We start from the raw sequence: 14,815 nt of genomic DNA on the forward strand, positions 1-14,815 counted from the left end.
CCTAACTATTTGGTTTTTTTGCATTCTGCTGTTGTAATTGCTGTTGCAATTGAGCGAGCTGAGCATTTAATAATTGAATTCGCTGATTCTTTTGTTGTAAACCTGCTGCAAGTTGGTTCACATTCTTCTGTAATTTAACCGTTTTTTCACGAGATGTCATAACTTTTGTAGATAATTCAGTAGTGGTCTGATTCAACTGTGTATTTTGCTTTCCTTGACTCTGAGCAGCGGGTTGTTCATTGTCTGCGACTAAACTCATTTCTGCTTGATCTAAGCGATATTTGGCAGAACCCGATTGCTTTTTGGCAATTTCAGGTGCAGCCGTTGCAACTTTATTTTTGCTTTGTGGTATTTGACGATAGCTGGCTGCTAGATTGAGTGCAGCACCACGACGAATACGGTTTACATCACCTTGAATAAACGCATTGGCATTATTTGCTTTAATTTGTCGCATCACTTCTGGAACGCTTTGATTGGTTTCTGCTGCAATCCGAGATGCAATTTTCCACAGTGATTCATTGGCCTGAACAATATGTTTAGGTTGTTTATCTAATGCTTTATTGGCTTTTTGCTGTTTAAGCACTTTTTGTGACTCTGCTTTCGATTTCTCTACACGAGACTCATTCGATTTTGCTTGCTTGGTCTCAGCTTTGGAATCTTTTGGCTTTTGTGATTCTGCTTTTTGCTCGTCTAATTTAGCGGGTGGGGTCTGAGCTTTTGCAGATTGCACTGGTGCTTTTTCGGCTGGTGGCTGAGGCACTTGTTGTACAGTTACCGCCGTTGTTTGTGGCGTATTCTGAGCACTGCTTTGATGATTGCTTTGAAGATGGTTAGGAGTATTGGTTGTAGCTGCAGGTGGTGTGGTTGTCGCAACTGTAGTTGTTTTTTGTTCTGTTTTGAGTGCTGGTGGTGCAATCACATTAATTGCTAAAGTACCAGCTGAATCAGTTGTCGTCGTTGCTTTGGTCGCCATAGCTGGTGGAGTTACGACTTCTGGCGTTGTCACGTGGTATTGCGTGCTGGTTGGTAAATTTAATGCAATATCTTTTTCGCTGACGATGATTTGAGGTGTCAGAGGCTTTTCTTTGACTAAGGCATTGCTCATTGGAGCAGGGACGTTGCTACGCCCACGAGTCAATGGGGCTTTGACTTGCTGAATATGGGTCGCACTCCCTTCTTTGACTTTTAATAATATATTTAATTCAGATTCAACAATCGGACGAGAAGAGGTAATCACAATCACCCCAGTGCCATCTCCTGAACGACGAGTATAAAAATTTAAATGCCCAGGTGCTTGCGCGGAAATACCAATATTTTGAATATCATCTGCATCGGCTAATCCGACTTCTATTTTTTCATTTGGATTTGCATTACTAAACTTCATTTCAGCATAAAGCAGATCACCAGACCCTGACTGAACTTGGATCGGGTCTATTGTAATCGCACTCACCGCTTGCGACGTCATGATGGCTAAAATGGCAATTTTTAATTTGTTATATACAGTCATCTCTATCCATTGCTCTGACAAAGTTCAAGGCATCCCCATAATACAATATTAGCTGTAGTCTATATGTAAAATATTAACATTAGAGTTACATAAACATAGTTACATAAAAAAGCCGATCAAGATAGATCGGCTTTTTCATTGTTTATGAGTTTTTTGTGACTTTAAGCATTTTTATAGTCGATTAAGATACGTAACATACGACGTAAAGGCTCAGCAGCACCCCAAAGTAATTGGTCACCTACAGTGAATGCGCCTAAATATTCTTTACCCATATTTAATTTACGTAAACGACCTACTGGCACAGATAGAGTTCCTGTTACAGCGACTGGAGTAAGATCCGTCATTGACGCATCGCGTGTATTTGGAACCACTTTTGCCCATTGGTTAGACTGACGAATCATGTCCTCAATCTCATCAAGCGGAACATCTTTTTTCAATTTCAATGTTAAGGCTTGAGAATGACAACGCATTGCACCAATACGTACACAGTGACCATCAATTGGAACAATCTGAGCATTACCTAAGATCTTGTTGGTTTCAACTTGACCTTTCCACTCTTCTTTAGATTGACCGCTTTCAAGTTGCTTATCAATATAAGGGATCAACGAGCCCGCTAAAGGCACACCGAAGTTTGCTTTCGGGAAAGCTTCGCCACGTTGTAATTCGGCAATTCGGCTGTCGATGTCTAAAATCGCAGAACGTGGATCATCTAACAAGTCTTGAGTATTGTTATATAAATACCCCATACCTGTGATCAGCTCACGCATGTTTTGCGCGCCAGCGCCCGAAGCGGCTTGATAAGTCATCGCCGTCATCCATTCCACCAAATTGTGTTGGAACAGTGAACCCATGCCCATCAACATCAAAGAAACCGTACAGTTACCACCAACAAATGTTTTAATACCATTGACCAAACCGTCTTTGATAACATTTAAGTTGACTGGGTCGAGTACAATAATTGCTTCATCATCCATACGTAATGTAGAAGCTGCATCGATCCAATAGCCTTTCCAACCTTCAGCTTTTAGCTGAGGAAAGACTTCTGATGTATAGTCGCCACCTTGACAGGTAATAATGACATCCATTTGCTTCAGACTGGTAATGTCCGTCGCTTCCATAAGTGCTGGAGCAGTTTTACCACCAAAAGCAGGCGATTCACCACCTGCGTTACTGGTAGAGAAATAGAATGGCTCAAAATGAGCAAAATCATTCTCTTCAACCATACGTTGCATAAGGACAGAACCAACCATCCCGCGCCAACCGACCAGACCTACTTTCATGTCACTTTGCCTCGGTGCGTTAAAAAATAAAAGGGGGTTTGAGTGTATCAAAAGAGTGTGTAACTGCAATAGCATACACAATGAAAACACAACTATATTGTGCAATATATCTTGTTTATGATACATGCAAAATTGATATTAATTTATGAATCATTCAAAAATTAAGAATATAAGAGTGACAAAATATGATCTGGATAGAAGTACTTGCTTTGATTGTGATTTGGCTAAGTTTCTGGTCACTGATTCCCCGTGATGAATGGTGGTTTAGAGGTGCTGATTTTCCACGCTTGCAGATATTATTTGTTGGTCTGATTGCCTTGGTCTTGATGTTGTTTTGGACAGCGCCGTGGGACTTGGCTCGTGAAGTGATTTTATTTTTATTGATAGCTGCCGTAGCTTTTCAATTAAAGATGGTTTTGCCTTATACCTTCATTTGGAAGAAACAAGTCAAACAGGTGACCAAAGATCAGCTTAATCCTGATCAGCAAATTTCAGTGATTGTGTCGAATGTGCTGACACCGAACGATCAGTATCACTTATTGCTTGAGCAAATTGAACAGCACCAGCCAGATATTGTTTTGACACTTGAAACTGATCAAACTTGGCAAAATGAATTGGCTCAAGTTGAAAAAGATTATCCTTATCGTGTGGCTATACCTTTAGACAATCTCTATGGGATGCATTTGTATAGCAAACTCAAGTTGGTCGATACAGAGGTTAAATTCATTCTCAGTGATGAAATTCCGTCTATTCATACCACGGTGATTTTACCATCTGGGCAAGCGGTGCAACTGTATTGTTTACATCCCAAACCACCAAGTCCAACAGAAGCCAAAGACTCGACTTTACGTGATGCTGAATTGCTTATTGTGGGGGATCAGATCAAAGACTTGGATGAGAGCTGTATTGTTATGGGGGATTTAAACGATGTTGCTTGGTCACGCACAACGCGTTTATTTCAGCGTATCAGTGGTTTGCTTGATCCACGTGTGGGGCGCAGATATATCAACACCTTCCATGCTGACTATAAATTTTTAAGATGGTCTTTGGATCATTTATTTCATAGTACAGATTTTGCTTTAGTACATATGCAGCGGCTGCCTCATGTGGGTTCAGATCATTTTCCGATTTATGTGGTATTACAAACAGGGCGTATTTTTGAGCAAACTCAAGAAGAGTTAGAGCAAACCGATGCAGATGAAAGGGAAGCGCAAGAGGCAATTCAGGAAGGGATTGAAAAAGCAGAGAAAGAGGAGAAGTTGGTGACTGATGAAATTGCACAAAGTTATAAAGCTGGAACCTGATTGTCTGACAATAAAATTAAAAAATGGCTGATTTTTGTAAGCAATTACTTACATGGATTTAGGCCCTAAGCGGATAGCATGCAAAGCATATTCGTTTTAATCTTTACTTATCGACACAGGGAATGAGAACGGAAAATCTCACTAAGGAAGACGAAGTCGATGGAGCAATCATCAAGGATTTGATGTTGGAATGGATAACCAAGAAAATAAGAATAAGATGTGAAAGCACAACCTCATGAACCCGAGTTTTGCAGGATGCAGAACTCGGGTTATGCTTTATTTATGGTATATAATTTAGAATAGACAAGATTGAAAATAAAAAAGAGTGGCTATGTTTCTCGCAAAAGTTCAAGAATTCGCTTCAAGTCTTAAACATTTTACTGGTTTAAGTAGTGATGCTTTATTTATCTATGCAGGTTTAATCATCTATTTTATTGTTGCTGCAATTCATAAAAGACAACTTAAATCAAATTTTGCGATTATCGCCACAGTGGTGCTTGCCTTTGTAATTGAAATCTTTAATGCACGCGCAGATATTTTTGGTAGAGGCTATTGGCGTATTTGGGAAAGTATCCATAGCATAGTCAATATGATTTTTTGGCCTTATGTGATTTGGGCTATGGCACGTTTTCGGGTATGGAAAGGTTAGTTTTTCTACTTAACCCGCTTATGATCCAAATTATTTTTATTTTCCATAATGTTGATTTAAGGCGTCCATTTCAGCAGAAATTTTTTGTTGAAGCGCCATTGAACGTTTACCAAGTTGCTCAAATTCATCGCTGGGTGCATTTGCATCAAAATCTGGGGCTGTTGAAAGCGTATACATTTTCTGACTGGTGATTAAATTATCAATCATTTGTGTGCGTAGACTTTGTACTTCACTGCTTTTTAAATTTAATGCCATGATTTGTTGTTGAGTTTTCACTTGTATATCATTGGCTTTGAGTAAAATATGCTGGCGCTTTTCAGGTTGGAGCGCAGCTGATTGAAGCTCCGCTCTTAATTGAAGTGCTTGCGTATTTGCGTGATTGACGATCTGATTAAGTTGAGCCAAGTCTGTTGTAATCTCTGTTGCGTTGGCTGTACTTAGTTCAGTCGCTTTGCTTTTCCAATTGCCTTGAGTTGTTGCAGTAGACGTAGTTTCTGATGTTTTGTTTTGGGCTGTATCTGCTTTTTGCTCTGAACATGCGATAAACATCAAACTGGAACTGATCAAACATGAAAAAAGAACTTTATTGGTGATATTCATTGTTTTATTTTCCTTAAATTTGAATATATTCCGCTTATTATTGATAAATCTTAATTCGCTTTGTTTAATCAAGAAAGTGGGCATGTGTAACTAGACGCAGTTCGCCATGAACGATGGTATTTAGACGCTAGATGACCAAAATAAAAAAGGAGATATTTTTTATCTCCTGATCGTTAAAACAAAAATACTTAAACTTAATAGATTTTCTCGTAGCCTTTTGGACGTGTTTTAAAGCGACGATGAAACCACATATATTGTGTCGGTGCGATCCGCAGTTGATTTTCAATGATTTTATTGACACGAATCGCATCATCCATTTCATCTTCACTGGGTAATGGATCAACAGCAGGTTCAATAAGCACATGATATTTTGGATCTTTGATATCACCATCACGATAAAAATACAGTGGGATTGCGACTGCTTTTGATATTTTCAATAAACGTCGATGCGCCGTGACTGTTGCAGCGGGCGTACCAAAAAAGGGCGCCATCACCCCTTGTTTTAATCCAAAATCCTGATCTGGACTATACCAAATTGCATCACCCTCTTTAAGATGACGAATCAATCCACGCATATCATCATGATCAATCTGCGCTTTATAAATCGTTGCACGACAACGATAAATCAGCATATCGAGTAAAGGATTATTCTGTGGGCGATACACGACATCGGGTTCAAAAAATTGTGCGCATAAATAACCACCAGCATCAAGCATGGTGCTATGGGTGCCGAGTAGCAGTATGCCTTGACCATTTTGTTTGGCCTGTTGGATATGCTCTAGCCCTTGAATGCTGACACGGTTTTTAAACCATTGTGGTGAATACCATGCATTTAATGTTTCAAAGACCCCGACCATTTGATCAACAAAGACTTGTCTTGAGTTGTCGATGACTTGTTCAGGCGACCATTCTGGAAAGCAGACTTCTAAATTACGCGTTGTTGTTTCACGACGCGATTTTAGTCGGTCAAAGGCAATATTGCCCAACAATGTTGCTAAGCGATACTGAATTGCCCAAGGCAAAATTGCGAGCATCATCAAAAATACAATCGCAATCCAGATTCCCCAATATTTCGGATGTAAAAATGCCCAATAAAATTTTCCAGGCTCGTATTGATGCTTTTTACTCATAGCAGTTTTGTAAATTTTGGGGAAGTTAAAACTGAAAGGAGTGTAGCATGAAGCGGTTTAAAGAAGAAAATTCAAGATGTCATTCACTCTCATCGAGGATAAGCAAGGAAGCATGACGTGAAAATAATTCGGTTAATTCAAGGTGATATTACAGTTCAAAAGGTGGATGCAATTGTGAATGCTGCCAATACCTCGTTACTTGGCGGTGGTGGTGTGGATGGTGCAATTCATCGTAAAGGTGGTTCTGCTGTTTTGGAGGATTGTCAAAAGATCCGAGCCAGACAGGGTGGTTGCGCAATTGGTGAAGCAGTGATTACCACAGCGGGGTTGTTGCCCTGTAATTATGTGATTCATACAGTGGGCCCCACTTGGCAAGATGGACAGCATGCTGAAAATGAACTTCTTGAGAAAGCCTATCTCAATAGCTTAAGACTCGCTGAACAATATCAGCTAAAAACACTGGCATTTCCGAATATTTCAACAGGGATTTATCGTTTTCCCAAATCAGAAGCAGCATTTATCGCCATAAACAGCGTGACTAAGTTTTTAACCCAGACGAACAACTTAGAGGAAGTCAGTTTCGTGTGTTTTGATTTGGAAAATTTTAAAATCTATCGCCAGCATCTTGCTGAGATTGATCAAAAGCAAGTGCATGTTTTAGGTATATAATCGCAGTTATTCACCGACTATTTTAGACAACCTTACGATGAGAGATACCTACTTAGACAGTTGTAAGGCAACACTGATATTTCTAGTGGTTCTCGGGCATTTTCTAGAACGCATGATCGGTTGGAAAGATCCGATTGATCATGTCTTATTAGGTACGATTTATTTTGTACATATGCCTGCTTTTATCTTTATTTCGGGCATGTTGTTTAAAGACAGTAAATGGTTTAAAAATATTTTATTTTTTGTCGCGCTCTATTTACCCTTTCAAATTCTATTTCCTGCATTTGATGTGATCTGGTCAGGTAAATTTCAGCTCAATTGGAATGTGTTTGAACGACCTTATTGGATCTTATGGTATCTGTTGGGCATGATGGTATGGACAACGCTTACCCATTTTTTGATAAAAACAAAATTTGCACTGCTGATTGCACTGATTCTTGCTTTATGTGTCGGCTTAAGCCCATGGAACAATTACCAATACTCTATCGGAAGAATTTTTAGCTTTTTTCCATTTTTTATTGTGGGTGCACTTTATGGCAAAACCATTGTCGAGAAAATTCAGCAATTTAAATTCACTCAAATTTTAGCTGGATTCATCGTGGTGGGTATTGCAAGCTTGGTATATTTCACCCAAATCAACCCATTTTGGTTATATGGCAGTTTAAGTTATCAGCAACTTAAGGTAAGTATGTGGGATGGTACGTGGATCAGAATAGGCTGTTTATTGATGTCGAGTTTGGGCATTTTCGCGATGTTTGCATGGACAAAATTATTAAATATTGGCTGTGTGCAACTTGGAAAAAACACCTTGGCGGTGTATTTGCTACATGGTTTTGTGGTGATGTTGATTGCACGTTATTGGCAACTGGATTTTCATATTTTTGTGGAAATTGGGATTTGTATTGGTTTATCTGTATTGACTTGCTGGATGTTACAACAGCAATTTTTTGATATTTTATTAAGAAAATTATCTTTATGGTTAATCAAACCTGTTGAAAAATTCGGTTTAAAGTAGCGAATGGATTTGAAGCGATCCAGAGCATTCGCTGAAAATTTAAAAGCTACACTGTTGGTGTAGCTTTTAAGCATGAGGATCATAATTTTATAAAGCGACAGTTTTAAAACAACGTTTTAAAGTGGATTATTTGGTTGCTGCTTTACCCTCTACTTTTTTTGCTGTTGCTGATTTTTGTGCAGCGGCATGGTGTTTTTGGCTATGACCAGCTTTATGTTGTTTTTGCATTTGATGGGTTTTAACCGCTTGAGTCGAATGCTGTGCTGGAGTTGCTGCCATTGCAGAACCTGCGAAAATTGCTGTGGTGAATGCTGCAACAAGTAATGATGTAACTTTTTTCATGATCATATTCTCACTAAATAATTCGAGATCTGAACTAGATTCGATAATCATATCTTGGTGGATTTGTATGGAAACATCATGAAGTGCTTGTAGCGAAATTCAGTATAAATGAAATGATCATGGGTAAGATGAGTGGGGAATGGTAAGTGCTTTGATTTTTTAAGTTTTATTTAATTTTAATCAGTAAAGTATTGCCGTCATTTTAACTTGAACTAAGCCATTTAAATAAGTGCGTTTATTTTTAAAAATGAAAGATTCTGTTATGTATCATTTAAAGTATTAGCTAGATGATGAAACTCTGATTACAGACTTAAATTTAGCATTTTGATCTTTTACTGCTACTCCACTATTGAAATGTCCCCCACATGAATAAGACAATCAGAAGAGCAACCATAAAGGACTTAATTGCAATTACCCAATTGATTGCGCCTTTTATTGATGAGTTTGCAATTAATGGCAGTGGGCGACAACTGTTTTCCGTAAGTATGATTTAAAATTTGGCTTTGTGGTGAAAGATGAAACCATTGAAAATCATGGGTTGCGTTATGTTTCAATGTCTTTGAATCTGGTTAATACATAAAGCTGAAAATATGTATTGTATATCTATAAGATGATTGATCTATGTTGTTGGTTTCAATGTCGGCAGGCTCAATAAAAACTCCGCATATTTGCGGAGTTTTTATTTAAAGATTTTAGAAGAATTAACCTTTGGTCATTTCTTCTAATGCATCCCAACGCTCCATTTTTTCAAGCAGCAGTTCATCAATCTCACCAAGTCGTTGCGACGCTTTGGTGGCTGCATCTGCATCAGTCACAAACCAAGAACCATCTGCAAGTTTTGCAGTCAGTTCAGCTTGTTCTTTTTCCAAAGCTTCAATTTCTGCAGGTAACTGTTCTAAAGCGCGTTGATCTTTATAACTCAACTTCACTTTTTTAACGGCTGGTTCAGCAGGCGTCGCAGCAGCTTCTGCTTTCGCAATGGCTTTTTTTACATCACTTTTCTGATCGACAACACGTTGATCTGGACGTTGTTCTAGATAGTCTTGATAGCCACCAATGTATTCATCGATATTGCCTTTACCATCAAATACCCAAGTTGATGTCACAACATTGTCCATAAATGCACGGTCATGGGAGATCAATAACAAAGTCCCTTTATAATCACTCAACATCTCTTCGAGTAATTCTAAAGTCACCATGTCTAAGTCATTGGTTGGCTCATCCATCACAATAAGGTTAGACGGTTTAAGCAATAACTTTGCCAAAAGGATACGGTTACGCTCACCACCTGAAAGTGCTTTTACTGGAGTACGTGCGCGTTCAGGCGAGAATAAAAAGTCTTGTAAGTAGCTGTAGATATGACGGCGACCACCATTAACATCGACAAAGTCTGAGCCTTCAGACACGTTGGCCATTACTGATTTTTCAAGATCTAGCGCATTACGTAATTGGTCAAAATAAGCCACTTCAAGCTGTGTACCTGTTTTCACCGAACCGCCATGTTCAAGTTCACCTAAAATGGCTTTAATCAAGGTGGTTTTACCTACACCATTATCACCGACTAAACCAATACGGTCGCCACGCAGTACTAACGCAGAGAAATCTTTAATAATCGGTGCATTATCACCAAAAGCCACACTTAAGTGTTCAATATCAAAGACCAATTTACCTGAACGATTCGCCTCTTGAGTCGCCATGCTCACTTTACCTTGTTGTGAGCGACGTGCTTTAGATTGTTCACGTAAATCTTTTAATGCACGTACACGACCTTCGTTACGGGTACGACGTGCTTTGATCCCTTGACGAATCCAAGTTTCCTCTTCAGCCAAGCGTTTATCAAACAGCGCATTCTGCTTTTCTTCAGCTTCCATTTGCTGTGCTTTTAAGTCGAGATAGCGTGAGTAGTTACCTTCATAACTACGTAAAACACCACGATCCAACTCCACAATACGTGTCGCAATACTGTCAACAAAAGCACGGTCATGGGAAATAAATAACAGGGTGAGATTGTTTTGATCGAGTAAGAATTTCTCTAACCATTCAATACTTTCTACGTCCAAATGGTTAGTTGGTTCGTCAAGTAATAAAACGTCAGGTTGCGTCAACAATGCACGTGCTAAAAGTACACGGCGTTTACGCCCGCCTGATAGATCTGCTAAATCTGCTTCAGGATCTAAGCCCATTTTGCTCAAGATAGAATTTACTTTGGTTTCTAATGCCCAACCATCGAGCAAATCGAGCTTATGTTGTAGGTTGCCCATACGATCACAAGCTTCCATATCACCTAATACACAAGCATCGCTGGCTTCATGGTATTCTTTTAGGACGAGCGCAGCTTCTCCTGCACCTTCGGCAACAATATCGGCAACTTTGCCCGAATCCATCGGTACATCCTGAGCAAGCATAGAAATTGTAATACCATTTTGTAATGCAATTTCACCTTGATCAGGCAATAAACTTCCCTCAATCAGTTTGAGTAAAGTAGACTTACCTTCACCGTTACGACCAATCAGACAGACTCGTTCGCCTCGTTCTAAATTGAAGTTTGCGCCATCGAGCAGGGCAGGTCCACCAAACGCAAGTTGGACATCCCTTATAGTAATATAGGCCATACGGTTTCCTAAACATCCCACACTGAGGACTAAAAATGACTAAACATAAAAATATTGATGATCAGGCGTCATTTTCCGCACCCATAGAAGATTTGCAAGTCCGAATTGCATTTTTAGATGATTTAGTCGAACAATTAAATGATCAAGTGGCGCAACAAAGCTTGGAAATCGCTGATTTAAAAAAACAAATGCAGTTAATCTACCAACGTATAGAATCTGCTGATTTGTCAGAAGGTATTGCAGCATTTGACCCAATGACCAATCGTCCTCCGCATTATTGATGCAACGGATGTGAAATATGAGTGGCTGAGGTGTGCTGAATCAGGTGTAAATTCACACATAGCAGTGATATTGGCAAAGGATTTGCATAACGCAAGCGCTAAATTTGTGGGTTAAAATGGATTATGAACTTAAAAAACCTCGAAGCATTTTATTGGGTGGTGACCTTAAACAGTTTTAATAAAGCCGCAACAAAGCTTCACACGACACAGCCTGCAATTTCTCAAAAAATTACTGCGATTGAAAATGATCTCGGTTTTAAAGTGCTTGATCGCAGTTCTCGTCAAATCAAAGCCACGCATAAGGGCATGACCTTATTTAAATATGCTGAAAAGTTTATGCGACTGGAAACAGACTTGGTGGCTGAACTCACAGAAAGTCAGTATTTAACAGGAACGATTCGTTTAGGGGTTTCCGAAACGATTGTCCATACTTGGCTAGTGGAGTATATGGAGCAAGTCCAGCAAGAGTTTCCCAAAGTTTCCATCGAAATCGTGGTGAATTTAACTCCAGATTTACAAGAAGGTGTACGCATCGGTGATTTGGATATGGCGTTTTTACTGGGGCCAACTTTGCCTTTTGAATGTATAGAACGTTCATTGTGTGATTTTGAATTAAGCTTTCTGGCATCACCTTCATTTAAAGGTGGAATCGGGCAGATGTCATTGCGGACATTGATGTCGCATACCATTTTAACCTATCCAAGAATTACCTATCCTTATAAAGAGCTCAAAGCCAAAATGAAAGAACAGAAGATTGATGAACCGCTATCCATCACAAGTTATTCGTTGGTCACATTATTACGTTTAGCTGAACAAGGTTTAGGGATTGCAGTGGTACCTAAACTAACGGCAATCAAAGAAATTTTAGATGGGCGATTGGAAATTTTGGATACGCCAATCCAATTAAAGACATTCCACTTTACCGCAATCTATACACAAGGCAATAACACCGCATTAAAAGAAAAGTTGACGGATTTAGCGGTTTTAACTTCGGAAAATGCCATGAAAAAGCTGAATAATAAAATTAGATAATGAACAATAAAACGGCATTTTATGCAGCTTTGGTTTTGATTTAAAAATTGCAAAAATATGAAATATTGATAATGAGAACTTATAGAAAGTGATAAATATTCATTATTAAATGATTTTTAAAATAATAAAAACACGTAAATTCAATATGTTGTGTTTAATGAATTTTGGATAAAGTCTTATTGTGACTGACCTTCGCCTATGCTTTTATTTGAAATACAGATTTGGTTCAGCATAACCAGAAAATCTTAAAAGTTTAAAGGATTAAAGAATCTCGTATTTTAGAAAAATAGATGTTCTTTGTTTCACTTGAAATAGCGTTGATTAAGCTCAAATGGATGAGGAACGCCTACATGTCTTTATTGAAATCTTCTTTTTTGTCTGACCGTCAATGGGCAATTGTTGCATCTATCTTTATGATGGCAACGTCTGCGATGGGGCCAGGTTTTCTAACTCAAACCGCTGTATTTACAGTGAAATTAGGTGCTGCATTTGGCTTTGCAATCCTAGTTTCGATCATTATTGATTATGTTGTTCAGCAAAACATTTGGCGTGTGGTCACCTTAACGCAAATGCGCGCTTCTGATATTGCCAATAAAGCCTTACCGGGGAGTGGTTACTTACTCGCATTTCTGGTCATTTTAGGCGGGTTTTTCTTTAGTATCGGTAACATTGCGGGTGCTGCACTGGGCTTAAATGCACTCTTTGGGTTGGATACCAAGGTCGGCGGCGTGCTGAGTGGTGCTTTGGCAATTCTGATTTTTGCTTCCAGAAAAGCCACTCTGGCGATGGACAAGAGCATGATTATTTTGGGGTTGCTCAAAATCGTTTTGATCGTGATCGTTGCATTCATTGTCATGCCACCAGTGGGGCAAGCCGTTCAACAAACTTTTGCACCTGATCAAATTGATTTCGCCATCATTACAACTATTGTTGGCGGTACCGTAGGTGGTTATATCTGCTATGCGGGCGCACATCGTTTATTGGACAAAGGTGCGGTTGGACCAGAGAATATTGATGAAGTGGCCAGAGCCGCAACCAAAGGTATTGTGGTGGTCGGGATCATGCGTTATGTATTGTTCTTGGCATTCTTAGGGGTTGTGGTCAGTGGTGCAAATATTGATTTAGCAAGTCACGATGCCAACCCAGCTGCGCAAGCATTCCAATATGCTGCGGGTACATTTGGTTTTAAACTGTTTGGTTTGATTTTTTGGGCAGCGGGAATCAGTAGCACAATTGGTGCAGCCTATACCTCTGTTTCATTTATGTCCGCATTTAAACAGAACTTAACCACTAAACATACCAACTACCTCACCATTAGCTTTATTTCTTTAGCCCTGTTGCTTTACGTGATTCTAGGTGCAACACCTGCGGGCTTACTGATCTTTGTGGGTGGTTTTAATGGTTTGGTATTACCAATTGGTTTAACGATTTTTGTCTATGTTGCGGCATGTCGTAAAGACATGATGGGCAATTATAATTATCCAAAATGGTTGCTGGTTTTGGGTGTATTAACCTGCTTACTCACATGGTGGATGGGTTATATGTCATTCACGACGGTATTTAATTACCTCACCAAGCTCTAATCAACTTCACACTCAATTGAAAAGGAATGATCACAATGTATGTCGATTTAAATAGTGACTTGGGTGAAAGTTTTGGCTCGTGGAAAATGGGCAATGATGAGCAAATTTTACCTGTTGTCAGTAGCGCCAATATTGCCTGTGGCTTTCATGCAGGTGACCCGTTGGGAATATTGAAAACGCTTCAACAAGCAGTGAAATTAGATGTCACGATTGGTGCGCATGTTTCTTACCCAGATTTGGTTGGTTTTGGTCGCCGTAATATGGATTTGTCTCAAGACGAGCTGATTGCAGATGTGCTCTATCAAATTTCGGCGCTTGACGGTTTGGCAAAAGTTGCTGGTTCAAAAGTGCAATATGTCAAGCCGCATGGGGCGTTGTATAACACCATTGCCAAAGATTCTGTACAAGCCGAAGCCGTGATTGAAGCTATTAAAATGTATAACCCTGCATTGGTACTGGTTGCTTTGGCTGGGTCAAATTTGGTTGCACAAGCACGTCAGGCAGGTCTAAAAGTGGTTTCAGAAGCCTTTGCTGATCGTGCTTATAACCGCGATGGCTCACTGGTTTCACGCCGTTTGGAAGGTGCTGTTTTGCATGATGCTGAGTTTGTGGCAAAACGTGTGGTTGCGATGTTGAAAAATGGTGGGGTTGAGTCAATTGATGGCGTATTTACCCCAATTCAAGCCGATACGATTTGTTTGCATGGTGATACCGCAGGTGCACTAGAAATGTCCGCAGCGATTAAAGCTGAGCTGCTAACAAACGACATTCAAGTTCGTTCATTTTGTGCATAAAACAATAAGGACAAGAC

At 39.5% G+C, this 14,815-nt stretch carries 14 protein-coding genes and 1 pseudogene; 9 read left to right on the top strand and 6 right to left on the bottom strand.

Annotation, left to right across the window (positions count from 1 at the left end; translation table 11 throughout):
* Position 1: 1 nt before the first annotated feature.
* Together ASC84_RS16805 and asd are read right to left on the bottom strand one after the other, a co-directional pair.
* Complete coding sequence (locus ASC84_RS16805; protein WP_056516874.1) at positions 2 to 1,507, bottom strand: hypothetical protein; 1,506 nt, start codon at positions 1,505 to 1,507, stop codon at positions 2 to 4.
* A gap of 161 nt (positions 1,508 to 1,668) precedes the next feature.
* The gene (asd, locus tag ASC84_RS16810) at positions 1,669 to 2,787 is read right to left on the bottom strand and encodes an aspartate-semialdehyde dehydrogenase (RefSeq protein ID WP_056516877.1); all 1,119 of its coding nucleotides are present in this window, start codon (positions 2,785 to 2,787) and stop codon (positions 1,669 to 1,671) included.
* A gap of 185 nt (positions 2,788 to 2,972) precedes the next feature.
* Between asd and ASC84_RS16815 the strand changes: the two genes are divergently transcribed.
* Positions 2,973 to 4,091, top strand: a complete 1,119-nt coding sequence (locus ASC84_RS16815) for an endonuclease/exonuclease/phosphatase family protein (protein WP_056516881.1) — start codon at positions 2,973 to 2,975, stop codon at positions 4,089 to 4,091.
* 331 nt (positions 4,092 to 4,422) lie between these two features.
* Positions 4,423 to 4,740: a hypothetical protein gene (locus ASC84_RS16820; protein ID WP_056516884.1), complete on the top strand. Its 318-nt coding sequence runs from the start codon at positions 4,423 to 4,425 to the stop codon at positions 4,738 to 4,740.
* Positions 4,741 to 4,776: 36 nt separating this feature from the next.
* Here ASC84_RS16820 and ASC84_RS16825 read toward each other — a convergent pair whose 3' ends face one another.
* Both ASC84_RS16825 and ASC84_RS16830 read right to left on the bottom strand, forming a co-directional pair.
* Positions 4,777 to 5,340, bottom strand: a complete 564-nt coding sequence (locus ASC84_RS16825; protein ID WP_056516887.1) for a hypothetical protein — start codon at positions 5,338 to 5,340, stop codon at positions 4,777 to 4,779.
* A 194-nt stretch (positions 5,341 to 5,534) separates the two neighbouring features.
* Positions 5,535 to 6,470, bottom strand: a complete 936-nt coding sequence (locus ASC84_RS16830) for a lauroyl acyltransferase (protein WP_056516890.1) — start codon at positions 6,468 to 6,470, stop codon at positions 5,535 to 5,537.
* A 117-nt stretch (positions 6,471 to 6,587) separates the two neighbouring features.
* Between ASC84_RS16830 and ASC84_RS16835 the strand changes: the two genes are divergently transcribed.
* On the top strand, positions 6,588 to 7,139 hold the full coding sequence (locus ASC84_RS16835; RefSeq protein WP_056516893.1) for an O-acetyl-ADP-ribose deacetylase: 552 nt from the start codon (positions 6,588 to 6,590) through the stop codon (positions 7,137 to 7,139).
* A gap of 37 nt (positions 7,140 to 7,176) precedes the next feature.
* The gene (locus tag ASC84_RS16840; RefSeq protein WP_056516896.1) at positions 7,177 to 8,154 is read left to right on the top strand and encodes an acyltransferase family protein; all 978 of its coding nucleotides are present in this window, start codon (positions 7,177 to 7,179) and stop codon (positions 8,152 to 8,154) included.
* A gap of 126 nt (positions 8,155 to 8,280) precedes the next feature.
* Here the strand turns inward: ASC84_RS16840 and ASC84_RS16845 are convergent, their stop codons facing one another.
* Entirely contained in the window at positions 8,281 to 8,496 is a 216-nt protein-coding gene (locus tag ASC84_RS16845; RefSeq protein ID WP_224964682.1) for a hypothetical protein, read from the bottom strand.
* 365 nt (positions 8,497 to 8,861) lie between these two features.
* Here ASC84_RS16845 and ASC84_RS23510 point away from each other — a divergent pair, with 365 nt between their 5' ends.
* A complete protein-coding gene (locus ASC84_RS23510; protein WP_016539259.1) occupies positions 8,862 to 8,990 on the top strand; it encodes a hypothetical protein in 129 nt (42 codons plus the stop codon).
* Positions 8,991 to 9,197: 207 nt separating this feature from the next.
* Here ASC84_RS23510 and ASC84_RS16850 read toward each other — a convergent pair whose 3' ends face one another.
* Positions 9,198 to 11,108 carry an ATP-binding cassette domain-containing protein gene (locus ASC84_RS16850; protein WP_056516899.1) on the bottom strand — a complete coding sequence of 637 codons (1,911 nt, stop codon included), beginning with the start codon at positions 11,106 to 11,108 and terminating at the stop codon, positions 9,198 to 9,200.
* A gap of 35 nt (positions 11,109 to 11,143) precedes the next feature.
* Here ASC84_RS16850 and ASC84_RS16855 point away from each other — a divergent pair, with 35 nt between their 5' ends.
* The 4 genes and pseudogenes from ASC84_RS16855 to ASC84_RS16870 all read left to right on the top strand — a co-directional run bounded on the left by ASC84_RS16855 (position 11,144) and on the right by ASC84_RS16870 (position 14,798).
* A complete protein-coding gene (locus ASC84_RS16855; protein WP_004718047.1) occupies positions 11,144 to 11,389 on the top strand; it encodes a SlyX family protein in 246 nt (81 codons plus the stop codon).
* 123 nt (positions 11,390 to 11,512) lie between these two features.
* A complete protein-coding gene (mumR, locus tag ASC84_RS16860) occupies positions 11,513 to 12,421 on the top strand; it encodes a LysR family transcriptional regulator MumR (protein WP_004718045.1) in 909 nt (302 codons plus the stop codon).
* Between the two features lie 331 nt (positions 12,422 to 12,752).
* Positions 12,753 to 14,004 (top strand): annotated as a pseudogene (locus tag ASC84_RS16865) (NRAMP family divalent metal transporter).
* Between the two features lie 35 nt (positions 14,005 to 14,039).
* Entirely contained in the window at positions 14,040 to 14,798 is a 759-nt protein-coding gene (locus tag ASC84_RS16870; RefSeq protein ID WP_004718041.1) for a LamB/YcsF family protein, read from the top strand.
* Positions 14,799 to 14,815 lie beyond the last annotated feature (17 nt).

The organism is Acinetobacter sp. Root1280, from assembly GCF_001425285.1.
GTDB classification, from domain to species: Bacteria; Pseudomonadota; Gammaproteobacteria; order Pseudomonadales; family Moraxellaceae; genus Acinetobacter; species Acinetobacter guillouiae.